Here is a 20282-nt window from a genome sequence, read left to right as displayed (position 1 = left end):
GACGCCCGGCACGGCCCGCAACGAGTTCAGAGACGAGCATTACCGCCGCTTGGCCTTCGCCGACAAGACCTTCGGACGCGGCCTGCCGTTCCAAGGCGGCAAGACCGATCGCGGCCGGATTTACATCGCCCTCGGCCCCCCACTCGACGTTCAGCGTTATATGTCTCCCGAAGCCGTCCCCATGGAGCTTTGGACGATTCGAGGGCAGCCCGGCCTCGGCCAAATGTCCACTCTTCAGATCCTCTTCTACCAGCGAGGCGGAGCGGGCGATTATGTGATCTACAATCCCGTCGCCAATTCGCCCAAGGACCTCGTCCAGACGCCACGGCGGGGGCAAAAAGAACCGGAAGATCCAGAGGATTGGGACGAATGGGACAAGGGCGCCATGCTGGTCCTGCGGGATCGGATGCTTCTGGACGTCATGCGGATGACCGGCGGAGCCGAGAGGGGAGTTTATCGCCAACAGACGTCCATCATGCTGGCCGAGGTGCAGGCCAATCCCCAGCGGCGCGCCAGCGCCGATTATGCCCTGGCCATTTTGGAGCACAGGCCTGTCGTCGACGTCAGCTATTCCGTCAAGCACATCGGCAACCGGACGGCCATCGCCGTTCTTGAGGACGGCTCCGGGACCCCGTTTCTTCATTATGTTCTTGTTCCGGAGACGGTCTCGCTCGACCGCTATGGGGACCGCTATGTGACCGAGCTGCGGATCACCCTGCGGCTGGCCGACGCGACGGGTGCCACGGTCTTCCAGCAGGAAAAGTCCGTTCCCCTCGATCTCCGGCCCGAGGAGCTGAAGCGCCTGCAGGCGAGCTCCTTCCAGTATTACGACGCCGTGCCCGTGATTCCCGGCAAGTGGCTTCTCTCCATCCTGCTCGAGAACACGGTCTCCAAGGAATTTACCAGCGTCGGGAAGACGATCGAGGTTGCCGCGCCGGACGGGCCGGCTATGAGCCCGCTTGTCCTGGCCCGCCGGGTCTTCAAGGACGCGCCGGCGGAAGCCGCGACTCGCGCCTTTCAGGTCGGCCGGCTCCAGCTCTACCCATCGGTCAACAACGTTTTTCCCGAGAAACAGCCTTTTTTCGCCTTCCTCCAACTGCGCGGCCTGACTTCGGCGCTGAAGGAAAAGGGCGCCATAACATTCGTGCTGTCCGGCGACGGCAAGCCGCTCTGGAGCGTCCGGCGGACCCTGCGGGAATATGCCGACCCGGGCACCGTGATCGAAGAAATTTCCGTCGCGGGCTTGGCCGCCGCGACTTACCAGCTTCGGGCCGGTTTGGCGGACGAAAGCGGCCGCGAGATTCTGGCCGCGCAGACCGACGTCCGTTTGACCGGCGAGGCTGTGCCCGGCGTCTGGGTCTCGGCCCTGCCTTTACCGCCGGCCGGCGACCCGGCGATCGATTTCATGCTGGGCACGCAAGCGTTGAACGCCGGCCGGATCGACGCGGCCGTTTCATCGCTGGCCAAGGCGGCGCGGGCCAGGCCGGACAATATCGAGTATGCCGTCGGCTACGCGCGAGCGCTGCTGGCCGCAAAAGATCCGAGCAAGGCCCGGGATGTCCTTCTTCCCCTGGTTGAAGCGAAGGAAGCGGGCTTCGATTTCTTCGAGATCTGCCACGCCGAGCTGGGCGAGAAGGACAAGGCGCTGGCCGCCTGGAAGAAGTCCCTCGCCATCATGCCGAATCAGGAGGCGATCAAGGCCCGGATCCTTGAAATCCGATGAATGTCATTTTAACCGCTGTCCTGGCGCTTGCCGTCGGCGCTCCGGCGGGCTTTGCCTCCATCCAGGACCGTCCTCTTGCCCCGCGCCACCAAGCCTGGCTCGAGGACGAAGTGGCGGACATCATCACTTTCACCGAACGCGATGCGTTCCTGCGCCTCGAAACGGACGCCGACCGCGACCGACTGATCGAGGAGTTCTGGCGCCGGCGCGACCCGACGCCCGACATGCCCCGCAACGAGTATAGGGAGGAGCATTATCGGCGCTTGGAGTTTGCCGATAAAACCTTCGGCCTCGGCGCGGCTCTGCGGGGCCGCAAGTCGCAGCGCGGCCGCATTTACATCGCCCTCGGCCCTCCGCTGGAGGCCCAGCGCTTCAGGCGGGAAGGCTTCCGCCAGATGGAGCTGTGGACGATTCAGGGCAATCCGGCCGTCGGCCGTGCTCTTTTCTTCCGTCTTCTGTTCTACCAACGAGACGGGGCCGGCGATTTCGTCCTTTACAATCCCGTGTTCGATTCGCCCAAGCACTTGGCCCTGAATCCGCTCCCGGGGAAGACGAGCTCGACCTTTCCCCGGGCGTGGGACGACTACGACATAGGCGTTTTCCTGCTTCTGGAGGCGAACTCGCTGTTCGAAGTCGCCTCGGCCGTCTCGCCCGAGGTTCCGGGGCTGGGCGGAGCCCTGAGCCGTGTTTCCGCGGGCAGCTTGGGCGCCGAGATCGGGCAGTACCTCCTGAAGAAGATCGACGACAGCTATACGATGGCCATCCGCGAGCATAAGCCCATCCCCGAAGCCCGCACCTCCGTTAAGCTCGTCGCCGGCGCCGCGGCGACGGCCATCCTGGATGGTGCGGACGGTCGGACGTTTCTCCATTTCGCCTTGGCGCCCGAGGCCCTCACCTTCGAGCGTTTCGGCGATCGATGCCTGGCGAACCTGAGGCTGACCGTGTGCCTGGCGGACGCCTCGGGAGCGACCGTTTTCGAGCATATGAAGACGATCCCCCTCGAGCTGCGGCCGGAGGAATTGAAAAGCATGAGCGAGCGGGCTTTTCAGCTCCAGGACGCCGTCCCCGTCATCCCCGGCGCGTGGACCTTGTCGCTCCGGCTCGAGAATACGATCAGCAACGAGTATGCCACGGCGGAGAAGACGATCGAAGTCCCCGCATCACGGGAGCCGGCCATGAGTCCGCTGATCCTGGCCCGCAAGATCTTCGCGGAGGCGCCGGAAGGCGCGGCGGCCGGGGCCTTTCAAGTCGGCCGCGCTCAGGTCTATCCCTCGGTCGACAACCTCTTTCCGAAGACGGAGGGATTTTTCGCTTTCCTCCAGCTGCGCGGGCTGACGGCCTCGCTCAAGGAGAAAGGCGCTCTGATCTTCACGTTGACGGGGGATGGGCGCGCCCTTTGGACATCCCGCAAGGCTCTGCGCGATTGTCCCGATCCTCTGGCGGTCGTCGAATCGATTCCGACCGAGAAGCTCGCCGCCTCGACCTACACCCTGGGGGCGGCCCTCGTGGACGGCGACGATCGAACGATTCTTGCCTCGCAGGCGGACCTCCGGCTGGCGGCCGGCTCCGTGCCTGGAATTTGGACGAACATCCAGCCGCTGCCGCGGATGGGAGACCCAGCGGTCGATTTTGCGCTCGGCGTGCAGCTTCTCAAGACGGGCCGCGCTGCTGAGGCACTGACCCGGCTGGCTAAGGCCGCCTCCGTCGAGCCGGGCTCGGTCGAGGCCCTGAACGCCCTGGGCGACTGCCACGCCGAGCTGGGCGAGAGGGGCAAGGCGCTGGCCGCCTGGAAGAAGTCCCTCGCCATCATGCCGGACCAGCCGCGCATCCAAGCGCTCATCAAATAGGGGTCAGGTCTTAAGATATAAGTTTTCTTTTAATAAAGTTTTCGTAATTGATGAAGAAGCGGCTCGAGAAAGCTTCCATCTTAAGACCTGACCCCTGATTTCATTGACCGAAAGGCTCCGGGGCTGTAAGATAGGGGGCCACGGAGCATTCATGGACAAAAAAGACCTCCTTGATATTTCCCATTTTTCCGACTATCTCAAGCCTGCCCAGGTTATCCACGATCTCAAGTCCAAGGACAAGGTTCAAGCCATCGAGGAGCTCCTCGACGTCCTGGCCAAGCAGAAGCTCATCTCCAACAAGAAGGTTCTTCTGACCCGGCTGATCGACCGCGAGAACCTGGTCACGACCGCGCTCGGCGACGGGATCGCCGTGCCCCACGCCCGGGTCGACACGGAAGGCGAGATCGCTATCGCCGTCGGCCGATCCGCCGCCGGCCTCGATTTCGAGGCCGCGGACAAGAAAAAAGTCCACCTGATCATCCTGATCATCTGGAATCCGGGCCTGCCCGGGCTGTTCAACCATCTATTTGCAGGGCTGGCCAACTTTCTGCGCAAGCCCGAGTTCCGGGATCGCATCTTCAAAGCGGCCGACAAGTCCGAGCTCTATGCGGCGCTGTCGGAGATCGAGCTCCGCCTGCCCCAGGAGGACAAGATCGTCAGCCGGGCCGGCCTGCTCAAGAAGCTGCAGGAAATCGAGATGAAGAAGCGGAAGGCGCCCAAAGCCCAGCTCAAAACCCTGGCCGCCCAAGCCGCTTTAATCCGCGAGGAGTTGGACGAGGCCCTACTCGTCCGGTTCGATAAGCTCAACGCCCGCTACGGCTTCGCCGTGGCCGAGGTCGACGAGGGCGTCTGCCAGGGCTGCTACATCAGCGTCTCGACCGAAATGAGCTCGGCCATCGAGGGCAGCAACGACATCTACGTCTGCGAGAACTGCGGCAAGTATCTCGTGGCTGCCAAACGCAAGAAAAAATTAGTCAGCGGACCGTCTGCTTGACCAGAACGGCCGGCTTCATCAGCTTGTAAACCGGGTAGGAGGCCAGCTCCCGGCTCCACTGCGGCACGATCTCGCGGTCGAAATAATTCCAGACCAACAGTCCGTCGTCGGACTCCGGCTCGAGCAGATAAGCGGCCACGTTGGCCAGCGGCTGGGCCATGCTGACGAAGCACGTCCCGGCCGGGAAGCTCCGCGTCTCCGCAATGTACTCGCCTTTGACGGTGTTGGTCCGGTGGCCTTGGTAGATGCGCTCAGCCCCCTTGATCTCCTTCAGCTTGAAGGTCAGGACTTCGAGCTGGACCGGCTGGACCAGCTTCTCGACGAGCAGGCCGTGCAGCAGGAGCTTGTCGACGACTTCCTTGGACGGCAGGGGCAGAAGGTAGCCGGCCGGCAATGGAAGGGTCCGCTTGGGGAAGAAGTCGGCGAAATAGGGGATAGTATAGGCGATCTTCTTGTCGGTGCGGCGCATCATTTGGCGGGGCGGGCCACCCGCGGGAGGAGCGCCGACCGGCTTGGTGCCCGCCGCTGGAGGCGTCACGGCCCCGGTGGCGGGAGGGTTCGCTGCGGCCGGAGCGGCCGGGGCGGGTACGGGTTCCATGACGTAGCCTAGGACCGTAATCGGCTTGACCAAGGCGCGGACGTCGAACTCGACTGCGAACTGGTCCTTGTCCGTCGGGGCCAGGCCGCGGGCGGAGGTCCGGGCGTCGGCCTCGGCCGTCATCCGGAGGATCTCCTCTGTGTTGGCGGCACAGTAGTCCAGGATGGCCCGCAGGAAGGCGTAGTTGCCCTGGACCCGGGTCTTGAAATCGGCGTGAACATAATTTTCGTCCAGGATGCCCATCCGGTTGCGGATGCCGATGTAGTTGGTGATGTAGCGGGGCTGGGGGTCGAGGGTCATCCAGCCTTTGGACGGATCGCGCGAATCGCGGTAGCCGCCATACCCGAGCCCGAGGGTGGCGTACTTGTCCTTCATGATCTTCTCGATGGCCGGCAGCATCTTGGACCGCTGGTACTCGACCAGGGCATTGTCGCCGTTGGGGTTGATCGGCCAAGCGTAGGTGACGGTCTGCTCGTGCCAGGCGCCGTCCGTGGTGTGGCAGTCGACGAGCAGGACGGGATCCCAGGGGTTGAGGACGCGGGCGAGCAGTCCCTGGACCTCGGGGCTTTCGGCCTTGACGGCGTCGCGGTTGAGATCGAGGCCCTGGCCGTTATAGCGGACGCCCTGGCCCATCTCGGGGCCGACCTGGCCGGGCCGGCTCTTGGGATCGATCTTGTCATTGCCGTCGGCGTTGAAGATCGGGGCGACGAGGAGCACCAGCTTGTCCAGGTAGAGCGGCTTGGGGGCCGTCAGGATGTCGCGGAGCAGCATCAGGCAGGCTTCCTTGCCCTCGACTTCGCCGGCATGGATGTTGGCCTGGATGTAGACGACCGGCTTGCGCAGAAGCCGCGGCTCGAGGGGAGAGGCGGGCAGGGGGTTGCCGACGATGACCAGCGGTACGTCCTTGCCCTCGGTCGAGATGCACAGCGTCTCGACCCGCAGCAGCGGGCTAAGCCTCTGGAGCTCGCGGATGAACGCCACCACGTCGGCGTGGAGCGAAGTCTGTTTGTAATCCGTCATCTCGGCCACGGTCAAAAGCTTCTGGCCGGGGGCGGCCTGGGCCGAGAGGGCGGGCGCGGCGGCGGCGATGAGGAACGCGGCGGCGAGAAGCGAAAGGATCGGGTGGAGCGTCTTGGTCATGCGGGGTCTCCTGTCATAGAGCGCAAGTGTAGTGCTTTCCCCTGGGAGCGTCAACGGCGGGCCCGAGTTGTGCTATCCTAGGGCCATGTCCCGGTATCCGGTCCGTTCCGACAAGGAAGCCGCCCTGCGCGAGCACATGGAGAAGCTCGGCATCCGCGAAGCCGACTTGATCGAGAAGTTCGTCCGTTCCCAGGGCAAAGGCGGCCAGAACGTCAACAAAGTCGAGACCTGCGTCTACCTCAAGCACGTTCCGACCGGGATCGAGGTCAAGTGCCAGCAAGAACGAACCCAGGGCCTGAACCGGTTCCTGGCCCGCCGCATCCTGGCCGACAAGATCGAAACCAAGCAGAAGGGTGCAGAGAGCGCCGAACAGGCCCGGATCGAGAAGATCCGGCGGCAGAAGCGGAAGCGCTCCAAGCGATCCAAGCTGAAGATGCTCGAGGACAAGAAGAAGCGCGGCGAGATCAAGCAGGGGCGTTCCGGCCGCATCGCCATCGACGAATAACCCGCCTCAGCCGGCCAAGCCGATCAGGGCGTCGAGGAGCAGGTTGGCGCCTTTTTCCAGGTCATCCCAGCGGATCGATTCCTCCGGGGCGTGGCTGACGCCGTCCGGGCTGGGGACGAATATCATTGCCGTCGGCGCCTTGGCCGCCAGGATCTGGGCGTCATGACCGGCGCCGCTCGTGAGCGTCCGGTATTCGTAGCCGCGATCGGCGCAGGCGGCCCGCAGCCGGACGAGCAGAGGCTCGGGCACCGTTACGGGCGAGGTCGCATCGATGACCCGCGAACCGAACTCGAGCCCCCGCGTGGCCGCTACTTCCTCGGCCAGGGCGAAGAGCTCCGTTTCCAGGGTGGCCAGGGTTTCGGGCGATCGGCTGCGGAACTCGAAGGAAAAGTCGGCTCGGCCGGGGATGATGGAGAAGACGCCCGGATGAACATGGGCTTTGCCGATCGTGACGAAGCTGCCGTAGTGGCGAGTGGCGACGTGTTGGGTGGCCCGCAGGGCGAAATCGGCCAGGCCCAGGAAAGCGTCGCGGCGCAACTCCAGCGGCACCGTCCCGGCGTGCCCCGCCTGGCCGTGGAATGAGCACCAGCGATAGTGCTTGCCGGCGATGACGTCGACGAGGCCGATCGGGACGCTCTCGTCGTCGAGGGTTGGGCCCTGTTCGATGTGCAGCTCCAGAAAAGCCGCCAGCGCGGGCGCTTCGGCGGCGGCGCCGAGGATGCTTTCGATCGAGAACTCCGAGCCGCCGAGAACATCGGCCAGCGGCGCGCCGAAGGAGGTCAGGCCTTTCTCCAGCAGGCCGCGGTCCAAAGTGCCCGTGAAGGCCCGGCTGCCCAGGAAATCGCCGACCAGGTTGCCCTCCTCGTCGGTGAATGCGGCTACGGCCAGGGGCTTGGCCAGACGGTAACCCTCATCGCGGATCCGCTGCAGGGCCTCGAGCCCGGCCAGCACTCCCGCGGCGCCGTCGAAGGCGCCGCCGTTCATGACGGTGTCGATATGGGAGCCCGCCATGACGACCGGCCCGCCCTCGCCCAGGAAGCCGAAGATATTGCCCGCCCCGTCCACACGGTGATCGAGGCCGGCGGTTTCGATCCGGTCCTTGAGCCAGGCCCTGGCCTCGAGGTCGGCCGGACTGAACGATGGGCGCGAGAGGCCGCCGCGCGGATCGCGGCCGATGGCTCCCAGCTCTTCGATGTGTTTCCGCAATCGCGCTAAATTGATATTGATGCTCATATCCGCCTCCAAGAGGGGTCAGGTCTTAAGATTTAAGGTTTCTCGCCTTGCCAATCAATTCAAATACGAGATCGGAGATAACTTATATCTTAAGACCTGACCCCTATTTGAGCAGGGCGGCCATTTCGCGCACGGCCTGGCTGATGCCCACGATCGCCGCTCGGGCCACGATCGCGAAGCCGATGCTGAGCTCCGTGATATGGGGGATGGCGACGATCGGGCCGGCGTTGCGGTAATCGATGTCGTGGCCGGCCGTCACTTCCAAGCCCTGCTTGACGCCCCAGGCGGCCGCCCGACGCACATCGGCCAGCGCCTTGTCCCGGGCCGACGGCTTGCCGGCCTTGGCGTATAGGCCGGTGTGGAGCTCGATTTGAGGGATGCCCAGCCCGGCCGCGGCGCTGATCTGACGAGGGGCGGGATCGACAAAGACGCAGACCCGGATGCCCGCCTTGGCCAAGGCCCTGACATGCGGCGCCAAGGCTTTGCGGTGGGCTAAAACATCAAGCCCTCCGGTCGTGGTCAGCTCCTCGGGCCGCTCGGGCACCAGACAAACCACCTCGGGCCGGACGGCCAGCGCGACGGCCTTCATCTCTTCGGTCGCGGCCATCTCGACGGTCAGCTTGGTCTTGGTGGTAGCTCGAATGAGCTTCAGGTCGCGCTCGTTGATGTGCCGCCGGTCGCCCCGGAGGTGGGCGGTGATGCCGTCGGCCCCGGCCTGCTCGGCCAGCAGGGCGGCCAGCACGGGATCGGGCTCGTTCGAGCGACGAGCCTGGCGGAGGGTGGCGAAATGATCAACGTTCACGGATAGGCGCATGGCTGACTCCTCCCTCTATGATACACGAATCGGATTTTTCGGGCACTTTCGAATATTGAGGACGGAAAGCGTTCGGGGGCTCATTCGGCGGCGCGTACGGCGCGAAATAGGAAATTACGCATATTGCCCTCGTTTTCTCAAAAATCGAGGGCTGCAGAGCCCGTTCCCTTATTCTTTTGCGCCGATGGCGCGCGTGATGGCCCCGGCGATGCGGCCGGCCAGATCCTCGATCTCGGCCTGGCTCTCGCCTTCCAGCATGACGCGGGCCAGCGGCTCGGTGCCGCTGTACCGCACGTCGAGCCGACCCCGCCCGGCGACTGCTTGCCGCACGGCCTCGACGGCCCGCGTCACTTCGGGGATGCCGTTCAGGTCCGGCTTGCTCGCGACGCGGACGTTCAGCAGGATCTGGGGGTATTCGACCAGCCCGGCGACGAGGTCGGCCAGCGTCCCGCCCGTGGCGGCCATGGCCTCGAGAACCCGGAGGCTGGTCAGGATGCCGTCGCCCGTCGGGCAATCGTCGAGTAGGATGGTATGCCCCGAGCGCTCGCCGCCGAGGTTGGCTCCCAGTTCGAGCATCCGCTCCAGGACGTATTTATCGCCGACCCGGGTCCGGATCAGCCGCAGACCCAAGGCGCCCAAGGCTTTTTCCAGACCGATGTTGCTCATGCTCGTGGCTACGACCGCGTCGGTCTTGAGCCGTCCCCGGCCGGCCATGAACCGGGCCAGCCCGAATAGGGTATGGTCGCCGTTCCGCAGACGGCCCGCCGCGTCGGCCCACATCGCCCGGTCGGCGTCGCCGTCATAGGCTACCCCCAGGTCGGCTCGCTCGCGGACGACGGCCTTGGCCAAGGCCTCCGGGTGGAGGGCGCCGCACCCGGCGTTGATATTGCGCCCATCAGGTGCGGCGTTGATCGCGGCGACCTCGCAGCCCGCCGCACGGAAGACTTCGGGCGCGATCCGCGACGCGGCCCCGTTGGCGCAGTCAAGGACGACCTTGAACGGTGCCTCCCGCCGGAGGCCGGCCGGCCGGCCGACCAGGAATGACTCGTACTGGTCGATCAGCCGCTGCTCGGCCCGCCGCACGGCCGCCGATGCCGGTGCCGTTCCCTTTTTCCGGTCCAGAAGGGAGGCTTCCAGCGTTTCCTCCCAATCGTCCGGGATCTTGAAGCCCAGGTGCGAGAAGATCTTGATGCCGTTGTCGCGGAATGGATTGTGCGAGGCCGATACGACGGCGCCGGCCGAGAAATCGTTTGTCTTCGTCAGAAAGGCGACGCCCGAGGTCGGGATGATCCCGGCGCTGTGCCCGGACCCGCCCGCGTCGGCGACGCCTTGCAGGAAAGCCGCCTCGATCCACTCCCCGGATTCGCGGGTGTCCCGGCCGACCAGGATCTCGGGACGCAGCCCTTCCCGCGCCAGCAATCCGACCAGGGCCCGGCCCAGCCGGTAGATCGAGATCGCATCGAGCGGGTATTCGCCCGCCGTCGCGCGGATGCCGTCGGTCCCGAAAAGCTGTTTCATCGGGTCTTGGCGATCGTGACCCGGACCCGGACTTTGGCCGGCCCGGCCTGGATCCGCAGGTCGGGCCGCGGCACGACGAGATCCGTCTCGACCTCGATCGAAGCCGTGAGACCGGCGACGTCCACCGGCCCCGTCTTCAGCCGGTCGCGCATCCGGAACTTGCTTTCCGGCCCCCGGATCTTGGCTTTTGGGGGAAATGCCTCGATCTTGTCGATGCGGTAACCGTCCTTGACCGCCCCCGCGATCGTCGGGACGACCTCCATCTCGACTTCGTTGGCCCGCTCCAGCTTGAGGTGGGCTTTGGGCGGGAAGACCCGGACCGCCTTGACGTTGGGCGGGACGACGACCATGGAGGCATCGAGGGCGAAGTCCTCTTGGGTCACGACGGCGTTCTTGAGGTCCAAAACGGCGGTGATGTCGTTGGACGTGACCCGCCCGAGCAGGCGATTGGTGGCCCGCACCGTAACGTCCACGACCGAGACGGCTTTTTCCACGAGCTCCATGGTTGGGGGGATGTTGAGGGTTTCAAGCGGGACCGCCAACGTCCGCTCGCTGTAGGTCTTTTCCTCGGGCACCAGGGTGATCCAGAGGATCAGAGCCAGGAAGAAGGCGAGCAGCTTAAGCGACCAATTGCGGGTGAAGAGATCCTTGAGCATGAGTCTCATCTCTGGAGGTGTTCGAGCAGACGGTCTTTCAGCACGTCCGCGTCGGCCATGGACTGGAGGATGCCGCGCAGGGCCAGCGAGATGCCGCCCGTCTCTTCGGAGACGACGATGACCGCCGCGTCCGTCTCCTGCGACAGCCCGATGGCGGCCAGGTGCCGGGTCCGGGTCTGGGCGTCGGCGCCCAGGTTGTGAACCGCCGGCAGAGGCAGCAGACAGCCCGCGGCGACGATCGTCCCGCCGCGCAAGAGGACCGCCCCATCGTGAAGCGGCGAGTGGGGGAAGAACAGGCTGACCAGGAGGTCCTTGGACAGGACGGCGTCGATCTTGACGCCCCGATCGGCGTAGTTGGCCAGCGAGATGTCGTTCTCGACCGCGATCAGGGCTCCGATCTTGCGCTGGGACATGTAGTCCACGGCCATTCGCAGGTCTTCGGCCTTGTCCTGCAGCGAGCGCATGGTCAGCGGCTTGCGGAACGAGCGCGATCCCAACCCCGTCAGGAAGCGGCGAATCTCCGCCTGGAAGAGGACGATGATGGCAATGATCACGTAGCTGGCCAGGTTCTGCAGGACCCAATTGGCCACGTTCAGCTTGGCCCAGCGGGTCAGCAGGAGCAGCAGGCCGACGAATCCGATGCCCAGGGCCATCGGGTAAGCCCGGGTGCTCTTGATCAGCAGGATGAAGGCGTAGATGAGGAACGCGACGACCAGGATATCCAGGAAGTCGACCAGGTTGAAGCGGTGGAGGGCCGTCAGCACGTCATTGAGCATAGCGCGGCTCCCGGCGCTCCGGCGGCGGCGCGGAGCCCTCGGCGGCGAGGATGGCGTCGGCGACGAGGACCGCCCGCTTGACGGCCCGGACGTCGTGGACGCGGAGGATATGCGCCCCGCCCGCCAGGGCCATGACGGCGGCTGCGATCGTCCCCTCCAGACGATCCTGCGGCAGGGCGTTGAGGATCTTGCCGATGAACGACTTGCGCGAGACGCCGACGAGGAGGGGCCGGCCGAGCGAGGCCAGGGTGGGGAGGCCGCCGAGCAGGGCCAGGTTGTCATCCAGGCGCTTGCCGAACCCGATGCCCGGATCCAGGATGACGGCCTGGGGATCCACGCCGTAGGCCTGGGCCACGGTCAGCTTCTCGTCCAGGAAGGCCCGCACCTCGGCCACGACGTCGTGGTAGTGGGGGTTGGCCTGCATGGTCAGGGGCGTGCCCTTCATGTGCATCAGGACCAGCCCCGCCCCCGCTTCGGCCACGAACCGGAGGAGCCGGGTGTCCAGGCTGAAAGCGCTGATATCGTTGATGATGTCCGCCCCTTCGTCCAGCGCGGCCCGGACGACCTCGGGCTTGGTGGTATCGATCGAGAGGAGGGTCGGGCAGGCGGTCCGCAAGGCTTTGACGACCGGCAGGACGCGCCGGATTTCCTCCTCGACGGAGACGGGCTTGGCGCCGGGCCGGGTGCTCTCGCCCCCGATATCCAGGATGTCGGCTCCCTCCTCGATCAGCTCAAGCCCGCGGGCTGCGGCCCGGGCGGGATCGAGAAACAGGCCGCCGTCCGAGAAAGAATCCGGCGTGACGTTGATGATCCCCATAAGCCAGGTCCGGGCGGCCAGCGCTTGGGTCGCGCCTTTGATTCGGAGCGGGGCTTCTCGTCTCACCTCTCACGCTTGGGCGGGTTGGGGATCGGCCAGCGGCGGTGCTGCGGGAGCCGCAGGTGCCGGGGGCACGGCCTCGGGCTTGAGGACGGCATTGATCTCGTCGGAGGAGAGGACTTCTTTCTCCAGCAGGAGCCGGGCGATCGACTCGAGCTGGGTCCGGTTTTCCTCGAGCAGCCGGTGGGCGCGGTCGAAGTTGCGGTTGATGATCTTCTTGACTTCTTCGTCGATCCGCTCGGCCGTCTTCTCGGAGAAGTTCTTGTGGGCTGTCAGCTCGCGGCCGAGAAAGATGAGGTCGTTCCGCTCGCCGAAAGTCAGCGGGCCGAGGTCGGACATGCCCCATTGGCAGACCATCCGGCGGGCGATCTCGGTGCCTTTTTCGAAGTCGTTGGCCGCCCCGGTCGTCGTCTTGTTCAGGAAGAGCATCTCGGCCACCCGGCCGGCCAGCAGGACCGAGAGCTGGGCTTCCAGGTATTCCTTGCTGTAGGTGTAGCGGTCGTCGAGCGGCAGCTGCTGGGTCAGGCCCAGGGCCATGCCGCGCGGGATGATGGTCACTTTGTGGATCGGGTCGGCTTCGGGGATGAGGGCGGCGACCAGGGCGTGGCCGGCTTCATGGACGGCCGTGCTCCGCTTCTCCTCGTCGGAGATGATCATGCTTTTACGCTCGACCCCCATCAGGACCTTGTCCTTGGCATACTCGAGGTCCTTCATGGTCACGGTCGCCTGGCTGTGGCGGGCGCCGACGAGGGCGGCCTCATTGATCATATTGGCCAGATCGGCCCCGCTGAAGCCGGGGGTGGAGCGGGCCAGGATTTTGAGGTCGACGTCCGCGTCCAGCGGGATCTTGCGGACATGGACCTTGAGGATCTCTTCGCGGCCCTTGACGTCGGGCATGTTGACGACGACCCGGCGGTCGAAGCGGCCCGGCCGAAGCAGCGCGCTGTCCAGAATGTCGGGCCTGTTGGTGGCCGCGATCAGGATGATGCCCTCGTTGGAGTCGAAACCGTCCATCTCGACCAGGAGCTGGTTCAGGGTCTGTTCGCGTTCGTCGTGGCCGCCGCCCAGCCCGGCTCCCCGCTGGCGGCCGACGGCGTCGAGCTCGTCGATGAAGATCAGGCAGGGGGCGTGCTTCTTGCCGTTCTCGAACAGGTCGCGGACGCGCGAGGCGCCGACGCCGACGAACATCTCGACGAAGTCCGAGCCGCTGATGGAGAAGAAGGGCACGTCGGCTTCGCCGGCCACGGCTCGGGCCAGAAGGGTCTTGCCCGTGCCCGGGGCGCCGACGAGCAGGACGCCTTTGGGGATCCGGCCGCCGAGCTTCTGGAACCGCTGCGGCTCCTTGAGGAAGCCGACGATCTCGTTCAGCTCCTCCTTGGCCTCTTCGACCCCGGCCACGTCCTTGAAAGTGACTTTCTTGAGCTGATTGTTGAACAGCTTGGCCCGGCTCTTGCCGAAGGCCATGGCCTTGTTGCCGCCGGACTGCATCTGGCGCATGAAGAAGACCCAGAACAGAATCAGCAGGACGAACGGGAACCAGCTGAAGAGATAGGAGTACCAGGGGCTCTTGTTGGCGTCTTTGACGATGATGTTGACCGCGCTGCCGCGGAGGATCTTGATCAGGTCGTCGTACTGCGGCGGCAGGACGGTCTTGAAGGTCGTCCCGTCGCGGTATTGGCCGCGCAGCTGCAGGCCGGTGATCGTGACTTCCTCGACCTTTTTGCCCTCGACGTCGTTCATGAACTGGCTGAAGGTGATCTCGGTCTTGATCAGGGCCGGCGTCTGCAGGACGGACCAGAGAAAGATGATGATCGCGCCCGCGGCCACCCAGAAGATGATATTTTTTAGGGAGGAATTCCTCTTTTGAACCATAGATATGCCTCTTTTGACCTGCTATTTTAACATGAGCCGGAGGATTTGTATAGGCCGTTCCGCTGATCGTCACCAAGACGATCGCTTCGACCGTCTTGGCGATGACCAGTCTTCGCGGCCGTCGTCAAGGCGTCCGCTTCGACGGTCTTCGCGACGACTTGACGCCCCCCGCCCGCCGGAATTACCATCGGCCCATTCTCCAACCGGGATACGATTGCCCCGACCGGCTTTGAAAGGAAGGAACGATGCCGAGACGGAAGCCGTTGATGACCCTAGGCGCCATTCTGTCCTTCGTATTCCTCTCCGGCCCCCTGGCCGCGGTGACGCCCACCAAGTCCGAGATGGCCATGGTTCGAACGGGGAGCCGGCCCGCCTTTTCGTTCCTTTATGACGGGGTGCGCTTCCGCAGCCTGCAGTCGGACTGGAAGTATGCCGAGAGCCGGACACGCCTGGATTCCCGCCGCCTGCAGATCACGCGGACATACGTCGACCCCCGCACGGCGCTGGAAGCGCGCTGCGTCTCGGTCGAGTACGAGGACTTCCCGGCCGTCGAGTGGACCGTGTTCCTGACGAACAAGGGCGGGGCTAAAAGCCCCGTCCTCAAGAGCATCCAGGGCCTGGACATGCGCTTGCCCGAGGAAGCCAGAGGCGAGGCCGTCCTCCATTGGATGCGCGGCGACGACAACACCGGGCAAAGCTTCGCGCCGCAGGAGAAGGTCTTCTCTCCGGGCCGGCCGGACTTGATCACCCTGGCCCCCAACGGCGGACGCTCGTCGGACGGGGTGGCGCCGTTCTTCAACGCGGCCTGGAAGGGGGGCGGCGTCGCCGTGGCGGTCGGATGGACGGGGCAGTGGCAGGCGACCTGTGCCCGCGAGGGGGACGGAGCCGTTTATTTTTGGGCCGGTCAGCAGCTGACGAATCTGGCGTTGAATCCCGGGGAGACGGTCCGCACGCCGCGCATCCTGCTCGTCTTCTGGGAGGGTTCCGATCCCCTGCGCGGCAACAACCTTTTCCGCCAGCTCTTGATCCGGCACGTCCTTCCGCGGCGCGCCGGGGAGCTCGCCTTTTCGCCGATTTGCGCCAGTGTCAACGAAGTGGGGCCGAAGGGCGACTATGAGGGGCCCCATGTGCGGGTCATGCCGGCCCTCGCGGAGCGCGGCTACGAAGCCTTCTGGTCGGACATGGATCCCCAGCATTGGTATCCCGGCGGCTTTCCCGAAGGGACCGGAAACTGGGAGACCGACCCGGCGAAATACCCCCGCGGCTTGAAGCCCGTCGCCGACGCGGCGCACAAGGCCGGACTGGACTATCTCTTGTGGTTCGAGCCCGAGCGGGTCCACTTCGGAACCAAAGTTCAAAAGGAGCATCCCGAATGGGTCATGAAGCCGGACAAGGAATGGAGCCAGCTCTTCGCCCTGCACATCCCGGAAGCGCGGCGATGGCTGACCGATCTCATGGACGGCTTCATCAAGGAAACGCGGCTCGACTGGATGCGCTGGGATTTCAACGTTGCGCCTCTCGGCTTTTGGCGCCGAGCCGACGCCCCGGACCGGCAGGGGATGACCGAAAACCAGTATATAACGGGTCTCTATGCCATGTGGGACGATCTGCGGGCGCGCCATCCGAACCTGGTCATCGACGTCTGCGCCGGCGGCGGCCGCCGCATCGACTTGGAGACCCTGACCCGCGGCCTGCCGCTCTGGCACAGCGACCTGCAATGCGAAGGGTCCCACCCGGCCGCCGATCAACTTCAGAACGCCGGGCTTTTCCGCTGGGTCCCGCTGCATGGCACCATCGCCTTGGGCTATGAGCCGGCCTACACCTTCCGCAGCGCCTTGACCGCCGGCAACATCCACGTGGGCACGGATCCGGACGGGCTCATCAACAACGCCCGTGAGCATACGGCCGCCGAGGCCAAGCGCTCGACGGCCGTTTATCGCCGCATCCGGCCGTTTATGATCGGCGATTTCTATCCGCTCTTCCCGCACCTTGAATCGGAAGACGTCTGGTTCGGCTACCAGTTCGACCGGCCCGACCTCGAGGCCGGCCTGGCTCTTGTCTTCCGCCGGGAGACGTGCGCCGGGGACTCCGTGTCGGCGGAGCTCCGGGGAATCGATCCGGGGGCCCGCTATGAAGTGGTGTTTGAGGACGCCGGGACGGTGAAAACGATGCCGGGCGCCGAGCTGGCCCGATTGAAGCTCTCCGTTCCCCAGGCTCCGGGTTCGGCTCTGGTGTTTTATAAGAAAATCAAATAGGCCGCTTGGAGGGCGCCGGATTCGGGGGCAGGTAAAACGTCCCGGGATTGGACGTGTAGACGGCGCCCGCGAAAACCCCTTCGTTGCCGCCGGAGAATTTGTGGGGTTCGGCCGAGCCCTTGGGGACCAGGACGAGCTGGCGCTTGAAGCTGCGGCGGTAGGAACGCTGGTCGTCGGCGATCTTGAAGTAAAACGCATTCCGCAGGATGAACGGCTTCCATTCGGCGCAGACGGCGGATCCCGTCGCGCACCGGACGGGCTTGTCGGCGGCGAACGCCGCCTGCAGCTCGAGGCCGCTGAGCGGCACGCCGTCGAGCTCTCCGATCACTCCGTACTGGCCGTCGGCCAGGACCCATTTGTGGAACGGCTCGAGCCAGACTTCGGCCACGGAATGGGATTCGTTCCCAGTTTCCACGTCCCGGGGCAGAAGGTTGAGCACCCGCGCGGGCATGCCGTAGGCCTTGGCGACTCCGGCCAGGACGACGGCGTAATCCCGGCAGATGAAACGGCCGCCCGCCTTCGCCTCCCGAAGGATCGTGAGCGGATCGATTTTTGATGCCGTCTGGGTCGAGCTGTGCTGCCAGCGCGTGCTGACCCATTCCGTCAGGCGGCGAAGCTTCTCGTAATCGTCCTTGGCTCCGGCCACGACCTCGTCGATCGAAAACTCCTTCCGCATTTCGGTGAATTCCGGCGTTTCCGGGCCGTCCAGCGTCAATTCGAAAGGCGGCGGCGCCTGCGATTCGTCCCAGACGAGCGGCCGGGGGCCGAAACGGGCCTTCACGTCCGCCAGGAAGACCTTGAATTCCGAGTCCGGACGCAGGGCATCGAGGTCGGAATCGGCGGCGTACTTGGCGTAATCCGTGAACCCGGCCTTAACCGCCTCCCGGGCAGTCGCGAGCGCGCGGGCTTTTTGCCCGGAAAGCGCTAGGCAGCAGGTTTTATTATAAAGGACGCCGGCCCTGATCGCGGGGTCCCCGGACCGGTCTGCGAGGCCCAACTGGCGTTCCAGAACGTCCAGGGCCCCGGCCCAGTTCTTGGCTTCGATGCAGCGGGCGAGTTCTTTGTTCGCGGCCTGAAACTGTTCTTCCAGGGAGGCCTGGGCCGCGACGCCGAGACAGAGGCCGGCGCTCATCAGGAAAATCGCCGCTATCTTTTGGAACATGCGCATGGCTTCTCCTTTGATGCCCTACTCTTCTAGACGAAGAGCGGATGGAGAAGGTTGCCGACTTGGGGGCCGGGGACGGGATGAAAGCGGATTTGACTATCGGCCCGGCTTTTTATAAATACGGGGTATGAGCCTCCACCCCATCGATTACGCCATCATTGTCGTTTACCTTGCGATCGTCGCGGCCATCGGAATCTCGGTCAAAAAGCAGGCCAGCAAGAAGCTCGATTCCTACTACCTGGCCGACCGCAACATCCCCTGGTGGATGCTGGGGCTGTCCGGCTGTTCGAGCTACATCGACATCGGCGGCACGATGTCCATGATCGGGATCATCTTCTACCTGGGGCTCAAGTCGATGTGGGCGACGCACATCTTCTGGGGCTGGTTCATCATTGCCTTCTACATGGCCTTCCAGGCCAAGTACATCCGGCGCTCCGGGGTCATGACCTTCGCCGAGTGGAACGAGACGCGCTTCGGAAAAGGGCGCGACGTCGAGGCGGCCCGGCTCGCGGCGGCCATCTTCCTGCTCGTCCTGATGATCTGCAACTTAATGTTCATCAGCGTCGGGACGGGCAAGTTTGCCGAGGAGTTCCTGCCCTTCCCGCGCTGGGAGTCCACCCTCATCGTCCTGATCGTGGTCGGGGTCTACGTCACCCTGGGCGGCTTCTTCGGGGTCATCCTGACCGACGTCTTCCAGACCATCCTGATCGGCATCGGTGCCGTCATCCTGGCCGTCATGGTCTTCGCCAAGCCGGCCGTTACGACCATCATCGCCAAGGACCCGGGCTGGTTCTCGCTCCTGCCCGCCTGGAAGCTATGGCCGTCGTTCCTGGCGGGCACCGCTCCGGCCTACCAGCACTTTGACCTTTTCGGTCCGATCCTGGCAGCCGGGTTCTTCTGGATGGTCTTCCGCATCCTGGCCGGCCCCAACGTCTGGGACTTCCAGTTCTTCCTGACCGTGCGCTCGCCGCGGGACGCCCAGCTCGCGGCCGGAATGTGGACGGTCGGCTACAACCTGCGTTGGATCCTGGGCTGCGCCTTCATGGTCCTCGGGGTGTTCTATCTGGGCAACCAGGCCGGCTTCGACGCCGAGAAGATCATGCCGCTGGTTTTGCAAAAATTCCCAGTCGGCATGCGCGGCTTCTTCATGGCCGTCCTGCTGGCGGCGCTGATGTCCACCATCAGCGCCATGATCAACGTCACGAGCTCGGTCATCCTCAACGACTTCGTCAAGCGTTACTTCGCCAAGAACCTGACCCAGCTGCAGCTCGTCCGTTGGGGGAAAGTCGCCTCAGCCGCGGCCGTCGGCATCGGGTTCCTCATGAGCCTGTCGTTCTCCAACATCATCACGGCCTGGGAGACGATGGTCTTCGTGGTGGTCACGGTCATCCTCGTCCCGGCCACCCTGCGCTGGCACTACTGGCGGTTCGGGGCCAAGGCCTTTGTCTGGAGCATGGGCGTGTCGGCCGGGTTGATCAGCCTGCGGCTGCTGCTCCTCAAAGGCCTCCATGCGAGCGCTTCCCTAGCCCTGGACATGGGCATGTGCCTGCTGGCCACGATCGTGATTTCGATACTGACCAAGCCCGCCGACATGGAAGTGCTGGTCAAGTTCTATGCCAAAGTCCGCCCGTTCGGGTTCTGGGGTCCCGTCCGGCGCGAGGCGGTCCGCCGCGGCCTCGTCCCGGCCCGCGACAAGATGCCCAAGATCGACATGCTGAACGGCCTCGTCGCGGCCGTCTTCCAGTTCACTTTGGCGCTTCTCCCGTTTTACGCCTTTTTGCGCAATTGGAAGCAATTCGGGGCCTGGCTGGCCGTCGCGGCCGGCCTGGCCGGGATCCTCTACTTTACCTGGTATAAAAACCTGCCGGCCAAGGACGAAGTCTGATGGCCCGCCGGGCGGGCCGGCTTGGACGGCCGTCGGCCGCGGCGCTCGTTCTTGCGGCCCTTCTTCTTGCGACGGCCTGCTCCGTTGCCGCTGTCCCGGCCGCGTCGGGCCGGCCGCAGGCCGCGGCTGATCCTTGGCGATTCGCCGTCATCAGCGACACCCAGGGCGACAACAAGGATACGCCGGGGAAATCCGGCCTCAACGATGAGGTCGTCAAAGCCTTGGCCGAGGCGATCGTGCGGGAGAAGATCGATTTCCTGCTGGTTTCGGGAGACTTGACGAGCGGTTGGTTCAAGAACGGCGGGACGCCCTACGAGACCCAGTACGCCAATTGGCGGAAGGCCATGCAGCCCGTCTTCCGGGCCGGGATCCCGGTCTTCCCGATCCGCGGCAACCATGACGACGGCCCGGAGCGCCTGGCCCT

16 protein-coding genes are annotated in these 20282 nt (G+C 64.9%); 7 read left to right on the top strand and 9 right to left on the bottom strand.

The genetic code is table 11. From position 1 onward, the window contains the following. The 3 genes from NTZ26_10105 to NTZ26_10095 form a co-directional block, all read left to right on the top strand. Positions 1-1723, top strand: a 1723-nt coding sequence (locus tag NTZ26_10105; protein MCX6560848.1) for a GWxTD domain-containing protein, incomplete at its 5' end; no start/stop codon positions are given. Next, positions 1720-3570 (top strand): GWxTD domain-containing protein, encoded by a 1851-nt coding sequence (locus tag NTZ26_10100; protein ID MCX6560847.1) that lies wholly within the window; start codon positions 1720-1722, stop codon positions 3568-3570. The genes NTZ26_10105 and NTZ26_10100, both read left to right, overlap by 4 nt. A gap of 151 nt (positions 3571-3721) precedes the next feature. After that, positions 3722-4564: a PTS sugar transporter subunit IIA gene (locus NTZ26_10095; GenBank protein ID MCX6560846.1), complete on the top strand. Its 843-nt coding sequence runs from the start codon at positions 3722-3724 to the stop codon at positions 4562-4564. Here the strand turns inward: NTZ26_10095 and NTZ26_10090 are convergent. Next, positions 4545-6302: a M14 family metallopeptidase gene (locus NTZ26_10090; GenBank protein MCX6560845.1), complete on the bottom strand. Its 1758-nt coding sequence runs from the start codon at positions 6300-6302 to the stop codon at positions 4545-4547. The two genes, NTZ26_10095 and NTZ26_10090, sit on opposite strands and share 20 nt — an antisense overlap. A gap of 85 nt (positions 6303-6387) precedes the next feature. On the opposite strand from NTZ26_10090, the gene NTZ26_10085 reads away from it, so the two are divergent. Beyond that, positions 6388-6807: a peptide chain release factor-like protein gene (locus NTZ26_10085; GenBank protein MCX6560844.1), complete on the top strand. Its 420-nt coding sequence runs from the start codon at positions 6388-6390 to the stop codon at positions 6805-6807. A 6-nt stretch (positions 6808-6813) separates the two neighbouring features. Here NTZ26_10085 and NTZ26_10080 read toward each other — a convergent pair whose 3' ends face one another. From NTZ26_10080 to ftsH, 7 genes are all read right to left on the bottom strand, one after another. Beyond that, positions 6814-8040 carry a Zn-dependent hydrolase gene (locus NTZ26_10080; protein MCX6560843.1) on the bottom strand — a complete coding sequence of 409 codons (1227 nt, stop codon included), beginning with the start codon at positions 8038-8040 and terminating at the stop codon, positions 6814-6816. 103 nt (positions 8041-8143) lie between these two features. After that, positions 8144-8854, bottom strand: a complete 711-nt coding sequence (locus NTZ26_10075) for a pyridoxine 5'-phosphate synthase (GenBank protein ID MCX6560842.1) — start codon at positions 8852-8854, stop codon at positions 8144-8146. 168 nt (positions 8855-9022) lie between these two features. Beyond that, a complete protein-coding gene (gene glmM, locus NTZ26_10070; GenBank protein ID MCX6560841.1) occupies positions 9023-10372 on the bottom strand; it encodes a phosphoglucosamine mutase in 1350 nt (449 codons plus the stop codon). Continuing rightward, positions 10369-11028, bottom strand: a complete 660-nt coding sequence (locus NTZ26_10065; GenBank protein ID MCX6560840.1) for a CdaR family protein — start codon at positions 11026-11028, stop codon at positions 10369-10371. The genes glmM and NTZ26_10065 overlap by 4 nt, the downstream gene beginning before the upstream one ends. A 5-nt stretch (positions 11029-11033) precedes the next feature. Then, positions 11034-11804, bottom strand: coding sequence for a diadenylate cyclase CdaA (cdaA, locus tag NTZ26_10060; protein ID MCX6560839.1), 771 nt, complete (start codon positions 11802-11804; stop codon positions 11034-11036). After that, a complete protein-coding gene (gene folP, locus NTZ26_10055) occupies positions 11794-12687 on the bottom strand; it encodes a dihydropteroate synthase (protein ID MCX6560838.1) in 894 nt (297 codons plus the stop codon). The genes cdaA and folP overlap by 11 nt, the downstream gene beginning before the upstream one ends. 3 nt (positions 12688-12690) lie before the next feature. Further along, the gene (gene ftsH / locus NTZ26_10050) at positions 12691-14553 is read right to left on the bottom strand and encodes an ATP-dependent zinc metalloprotease FtsH (GenBank protein ID MCX6560837.1); all 1863 of its coding nucleotides are present in this window, start codon (positions 14551-14553) and stop codon (positions 12691-12693) included. A gap of 245 nt (positions 14554-14798) precedes the next feature. Between ftsH and NTZ26_10045 the strand changes: the two genes are divergently transcribed. Beyond that, on the top strand, positions 14799-16808 hold the full coding sequence (locus tag NTZ26_10045) for an alpha-galactosidase (GenBank protein ID MCX6560836.1): 2010 nt from the start codon (positions 14799-14801) through the stop codon (positions 16806-16808). On the opposite strand, the gene NTZ26_10040 is transcribed toward NTZ26_10045, so the two are convergent. Then, a complete protein-coding gene (locus NTZ26_10040; protein MCX6560835.1) occupies positions 16801-17976 on the bottom strand; it encodes a transglutaminase-like domain-containing protein in 1176 nt (391 codons plus the stop codon). The genes NTZ26_10045 and NTZ26_10040 overlap by 8 nt on opposite strands. 124 nt (positions 17977-18100) lie before the next feature. Between NTZ26_10040 and NTZ26_10035 the strand changes: the two genes are divergently transcribed. Both NTZ26_10035 and NTZ26_10030 read left to right on the top strand, forming a co-directional pair. Continuing rightward, positions 18101-19858: a hypothetical protein gene (locus tag NTZ26_10035; protein MCX6560834.1), complete on the top strand. Its 1758-nt coding sequence runs from the start codon at positions 18101-18103 to the stop codon at positions 19856-19858. Continuing rightward, a partial coding sequence (locus NTZ26_10030) for a metallophosphoesterase (GenBank protein ID MCX6560833.1) occupies positions 19858-20282 on the top strand: 425 nt, incomplete at its 3' end. The genes NTZ26_10035 and NTZ26_10030, both read left to right, overlap by 1 nt.

It is taken from the genome of Candidatus Aminicenantes bacterium, from assembly GCA_026393855.1.
Classification (GTDB): Bacteria; Acidobacteriota; Aminicenantia; order Aminicenantales; family UBA4085; genus UBA4085.
This window is presented reverse-complemented; position numbering and strand designations above follow the sequence as displayed.